We start from the raw sequence: 3,326 nt of genomic DNA, 5'->3' as shown, positions 1-3,326 counted from the left end.
TTGGCCGGCAGTACACGGGGCGGTAAGGGCCGTGGGCCTGATGACGCTGCGCATAACGGGCTAGTGCTTCGTTGATCTCAGCATCTCGATCAGAGCGTCAGGCGGCCGGAAACGGCCTCGCCGAAGGGTCGGAATTCCGGTCGCGGCGAGCGCTTCCAGTTTCTCTGTCGGGTCTGCGCGTAGATAAATCTCCGTGCTCTGAACTCTGGCGTGACCGAGCCACAGAGCGACCCTGCGGACATCGTGTGTTGCCTGCAGGGTATGCATCGCGCAGGAATGCCGCAGCACATGTGGCGAGATGCGTTTCGCCGCAATCGTTGGCTGGAGGACTGCCGCAGCCTTCGCATGTTTGTCCAGGATGTATTCAAAGCCGGCGCGTGTCATGGCACCACCGCGTGCATTCAGAAACACTTCTGGATCGCTCGCCTGCTCTCGCACGGCAAGCCATGCACGTATTGCCGTAGCGGTTTGCTTCCACAACGGGAGCACGCGTTCACGCCTCCCTTTGCCATAGACGTGAACCGCAGCCTGCGGCGAAAGCTCCAACTGGTCGAGCCGCAACTGAACGAGCTCTGAAACTCGAAGGCCTGCCGCGAAGGCAAGATGCAACATTGCACGATCACGAATACCCATTGAAGTCGTCGAATCCGGGGCATCCAGGATCGACTGCATCTCCGGCATAGTCAGGTAGTCAACGAGCGCTTCGTCGGTTCTCTTCTGAGGGATTGCATGAATGCGCCTCGCCTGGTCAAGGCAGGAAACATCATGATATTCAAGATAGCGGAAAAACGATTTGATCGCGGCGAGACGTGCGTTCCTGGTCCTTGACGAGCATCGTCGCTCACTCTCCAGATGCTCCAGAAATGCGAGAATCAGTGGAGCGTCAACCTGATCAATCTCCAGTAAGGACGGCTGGGTATGCATACTCTTTGCCGCAAAACAGACCAGCAGCTGGAAGGCATATGCATACGCATCGCACGTGTTTGCGCTGGCTCCGCGCTCGCGCGGTAGATGCTCGCGCAGAAAGCATCCGAGATGGTGTGCAAGCTTGGTCACGGTCGATCTCCCGAGAACAGGACTTCGCCAGCGGCGGCAATCTGTGCCGTCAAGATCGGTGTGGCCTGTAGATACCAGTACGTGTCTGCCACGTGGGCATGGCCCAGGTATGTGCTGAGGGCAAGCACATGTCGTGCTATGGAGCGTCGGTCCCCGGTGCACTGTTCCAGCGATCGCACGGCAAATGTGTGGCGCAAATCGTGAATCCGCGGTCCTGGCTTGCCGGGACCTTCGCGTAGTCCGCTTGAACGGACAAGCTTTAGAAACACGGACATAACCGTGTCGTAGCAAAGGCGATGTCCATTAGCCGAGACAAAGACGTTCGGATCGCAGGCGCCGACTCGCGCGCGTCTCGCAAGATAGGCGTGTAATGCCAGATCAGTGGTCTCATGAAGCGGCACCAGCCGGTTCTTGCTGAACTTGGTCGCCCGGATGACGAGCCCATCGTCGGTAAAGTCGTCGATCGTCAGCGCGAGTGCCTCCGAGATTCTCAGTCCTGTTGCTGCGAGTAGCGCGAACAACGTGACGTACGTTGCCGGGCGCAATGATCTAGCAGGTTCAAGTTGTGCCGCTGCTGCCAGCAGTGTGGACAGATCGGAGCAGGAATATATGTGCTGGATACCCCGCTTGGGGGATTCACGGCCAAATACGTCACCTGGCGGGCATTCGTGGTTTGGATCCTCTGCCTGCATGGCCAATGCGAATCGTCGTACGGTGAGCAGGCGATTCCGACGTTGTGCGCCGGATGGAGCCTGTCCCGCCCAGTCGATAACGCTCTGCGTTCGAGTGAATCCGTCTTGGCGTGCATCGGCGAATGCCGCGAAGCTTCGCAGGAGCCCGCTTTGTGCGTGGAACTTGAAGCCCATAGCGTGATGCAGTTCGATATAACGGTTGATGGCGGGAGCTAGCATGACACACCCCCAGGCCACGGCTGTGCGATCCCGCGTAACTTCACCACGTCGACCTTCGCGTAGTGGGCGGTTGTCTGGGATGATCGATGCCGTAGGACCGTCCCGATAGCGTCCAGGGTAGCACCTCCCCGCAGCATTGATGTCGCGACAGAATGCCGAAGGAGATTTGCACCCTTCGATGGAGGTTTCCAAATACCGGCACGGCATAACGCAAACCCGACGATCGAACACACGGTCGCAGAGGTCGCGAATGGTCGCCATGGCGCATTCATGCACAGGAACACCTGACCGACAGGGGTCGAAGGCCGGACTCGCACAAGATACTCGAGCAATGCATCACCCGCATCTTGCGGTAACGGGAGCCGGACTTCCCGACGGCTTTTACCCCTGATCTGAATCTGCCCCGAGCGCCAGTCAATATCGTCAAGACGCAGATTGACGATGTCCCCTCCACGCAAACCGAGACGGGCCAGAAGAAGCAGAATTGCATGGTCTCGTACACCGGTATCTGTTTCGAGGTCGCATGAGTTGACGATACGTTCAATATCGTCTTCCACCAGATACCTGGGCAGCGCCGACAGCCGCCACTGTGCAACGGTCGGAACCGCGAGGTCCAGCCCTGGGCGGCATAGGTTAACCGACGCCAGAAACCGCAGATACATCCTTAAAGCCGAGATGACACACTTGGCATTTGGAATCTTGTTGCGCTTCACTTCCGCGGTGATGACATCGCGTACGATTGCAGCGTCCCATCGCGTCGTGTCGGTACGCAACGCCGGCAGCAGCTTGCTGATCAAACGGTTATGCCGGTCAATGGTCCGTGGGGACAGGCCACGATGATGGAGCAGCCAGCTACAGAATTCTCCGAGGGCAGCGGGCGGCTCGGGGCGAACGGGATCTTCGATCTGGTTGAGTATGCCTCGCTGCCGCAAATACCCGATGAATAGCGCAACACGTGCAACATACTTGCGAGAGACTGACCGATGTTGGCGTGCGCCCGGACACCGACATCGATGGGCAGCAAAAGCCTTAATGCATTGGTCATCGATCGCTTCAACAGCAATACGGTGGCGTTCAAGCCAGCCCCCGAAATGCGCGATCGATGCGGCGTATCCGGAAATAGTCAGTGGTGCATAGCCCTTGCATGCGAGTTCCGAAGCGAACTCATCAAGGTACGGCCCAAGTGCACCTGGAGTCAGAGCGTGCATTTGTGCCGCGTAAGAATTGTTCAGGGCAGCCATAGCAAAACCTCCTTCGACCGCCAGCATGGCGGTGTCCTCAGAAGGCTCCCGTTATGCAAAGTAATCAAGTTCCCTAAACAGCGATCTCCCCAGCTTGCTGGACAGAAATTCATCTCGC

The 3,326-nt window shown here is 58.0% G+C and carries 3 protein-coding genes; all 3 read right to left on the bottom strand.

Annotated features, from left to right (window positions below; all coding sequences use genetic code 11):
* Positions 1 to 60: 60 nt before the first annotated feature.
* Genes AB6809_RS36035 through AB6809_RS36025 form a run of 3 tightly spaced genes read right to left on the bottom strand, consistent with a single transcriptional unit; the run spans position 61 to position 3,235 of the window.
* Entirely contained in the window at positions 61 to 1,056 is a 996-nt protein-coding gene (locus tag AB6809_RS36035; RefSeq protein WP_371028585.1) for a tyrosine-type recombinase/integrase, read from the bottom strand.
* Positions 1,053 to 1,967, bottom strand: a complete 915-nt coding sequence (locus tag AB6809_RS36030; RefSeq protein ID WP_371028584.1) for a tyrosine-type recombinase/integrase — start codon at positions 1,965 to 1,967, stop codon at positions 1,053 to 1,055. Before AB6809_RS36030 ends, AB6809_RS36035 begins: the two co-directional genes overlap by 4 nt.
* On the bottom strand, positions 1,961 to 3,235 hold the full coding sequence (locus AB6809_RS36025; RefSeq protein ID WP_371028583.1) for a tyrosine-type recombinase/integrase: 1,275 nt from the start codon (positions 3,233 to 3,235) through the stop codon (positions 1,961 to 1,963). Before AB6809_RS36025 ends, AB6809_RS36030 begins: the two co-directional genes overlap by 7 nt.
* Positions 3,236 to 3,326 lie beyond the last annotated feature (91 nt).

This window comes from Paraburkholderia sp. RCC_158, assembly GCF_041355255.1.
Lineage (GTDB): Bacteria > Pseudomonadota > Gammaproteobacteria > Burkholderiales > Burkholderiaceae > Paraburkholderia > Paraburkholderia graminis.
Note: the sequence above shows the minus strand (reverse complement) of the source record. Positions and strands in the feature narration are given on the sequence as shown.